Annotated in this window: 2 protein-coding genes; both read right to left on the minus strand. The window is 46.6% G+C overall.

Translation table 11 applies throughout. The features are described from left to right. Nucleotides 1-76: 76 nt before the first annotated feature. Nucleotides 77-949, minus strand: a complete 873-nt coding sequence (locus BMW41_RS14030) for an aminoglycoside phosphotransferase family protein (RefSeq protein WP_074650839.1) — start codon at nucleotides 947-949, stop codon at nucleotides 77-79. A 515-nt stretch (nucleotides 950-1,464) separates the two neighbouring features. Next, nucleotides 1,465-1,854: a VanZ family protein gene (locus BMW41_RS14035; RefSeq protein ID WP_083379041.1), complete on the minus strand. Its 390-nt coding sequence runs from the start codon at nucleotides 1,852-1,854 to the stop codon at nucleotides 1,465-1,467. Nucleotides 1,855-1,907: the final 53 nt, after the last annotated feature.

The raw sequence follows: 1,907 nt of genomic DNA on the forward strand, positions 1-1,907 counted from the left end.
ACCAGTTGAAAAATCAACTAATGCGACAGCACCTTTGTCTTCCTCCTGATCTTTTATGACAGGCCTCTTCGATTACTTATCCCTTCATTTGCTCCAGCAGCATCTTCATATCCCGCAGACAGCATTCGATGACATGGCTGCTTGCCGGATGCTCGGCGTGGCGGCCCATAAAATCGATGATTCGGATGCCGCCCAGAAGGCGTGCGGTGTTCATCACTTCCGGCACGGAGGAAGATGCTGTATATAATTCAAACGTCCTGTCACAGATCCGCGCCGCGGTCTCCACGTCGATTCCCAGAAACTGTGCCGCAGCCGGATCGATGGACGGGAATTCCCGGTAGGAATTATAGACCGTCGCAAGCTCAAAGACCGGATCGCCGGTACACAGAGTTTCCATGTCAATCAGCATGAGCTCGTCCCCGCAGATCATAATATTCTTCAAATGGAAATCCGCATGCAGTAGCGTATGTCGGTCCGGAACCGAATCCAGGATCCGCCGGATCGTTTCATAATGTGCGGCGGAAAACTGCGGTCTTATCTTTTCCAGCCAGGCATACGTCTGCTGTTTCATATCCGGAAGTTCTCCCGGTTCCACTTCGATCCCATGCACCTGCTTCATCAGACGGACAGACTGTTCTATAAACCATTCCAGATGATCCGGTGACTCCGCGATATATTCCGACGCCGATGTTGCATTTAACAGTTCGAACACCGTTCCGTACTGTTCTCCTACCCGTACAACATCAAAGGGAATCGCCGTCGGAACACCTTTCACAAATGCCCAACGGGACAGAGCCTGTTCCTTGTGGATCGTATCGAGGGTCACGCCTTCCCGGTATACCTTCACCAGCATATCCGGAGCGGTCTGATATACCACGCCGTGCGAACCTTCCCCGATCTTTCTGCAGCCGTCAATTTTGATCTCGCGAAATTCTTTCTTCCCGTCCATATTTTGGCCTCCAGGCTCAAGCAGACAAGCTTGCTTGTCTATTTGAGCCGTCAATCAAAGTTTGAAAGTTTACTTTCAAACTTATCATTCCTCATGTTGTTTGTTTTTTGGAAACACAATCCATTCATCTCCGCCAAGCATCCGTTCCTTTACCGCCGGAACTCCCCTTCATTTCGTATTTCACAAAGAGAAAAAACCACAAAAGGTGCTGCGCACCAGTCGAAAACAGACTAATGCGCCAGCACCTTTTCGTTCAAAACATAAAAAAGAGCGCAGCTATGCCCTGTAGGCTTTCGTATGGTGATCTGCGGCATACCTGTCCCCCCTTTCGTCTCTGCATGTATTTTTCATACATCGCTCAGACGATTGACGCTCTTGTAATAATGCTGTATTTTATTATAATCATTTTAATCTTTTCATACAAGATAGACAAAAATAAAAGTGTGATCAGCACGCTTGACGGATTTACCGCAAAAAACCGCCGAAAGACTGAAACGTCCCATCGGCAGTCACTGTCATACTTTCCGTCGCTTTATACCGAAATAAATACTTGCTCCAATAAAGATACCTGCAGTATTCAGGATTAAATCATCAACATCTGAGCTTCTTTCATAAAATGCCAGCTGTGTGATCTCAATAAACAGCGGAAATCCTGCACCGGCAAACACAGTCTTTCCGATTGTATCAAGTTTTTTGAAGCAGAATGGCCATGCCAATCCTACCGGAATAAACATCGCAATATTTCCTATGATGTTTATCTGCCAGCCATCATACACATCAAATAAGTGAATGATCGGAACCGGATTAATCCACAGTGGAATGATCTTCTCAGCATCAAAAACCAGACTTCCAATGTGACCTTCCACTGTTATGAAGTGACCTTTGTCAAGAAGTAAATGTCGCATCCAACAATCTATTCCTGACAGTCACACTTGTGTGACCTGTCAGCATCTGGAAG

Origin of the sequence: [Clostridium] aminophilum, assembly GCF_900101295.1 — a bacterium.
GTDB lineage: Bacteria > Bacillota > Clostridia > Lachnospirales > Lachnospiraceae > Clostridium_R > Clostridium_R aminophilum_A.

Coding starts and splice junctions, on each gene's coding strand:
- BMW41_RS14030 (WP_074650839.1), bottom strand. CDS start 949: ATGGACGGGAAGAAAGAATTTCGCGAGATCAAAATTGACGGCTGCAGA.
- BMW41_RS14035 (WP_083379041.1), bottom strand. CDS start 1,854: ATGCGACATTTACTTCTTGACAAAGGTCACTTCATAACAGTGGAAGGT.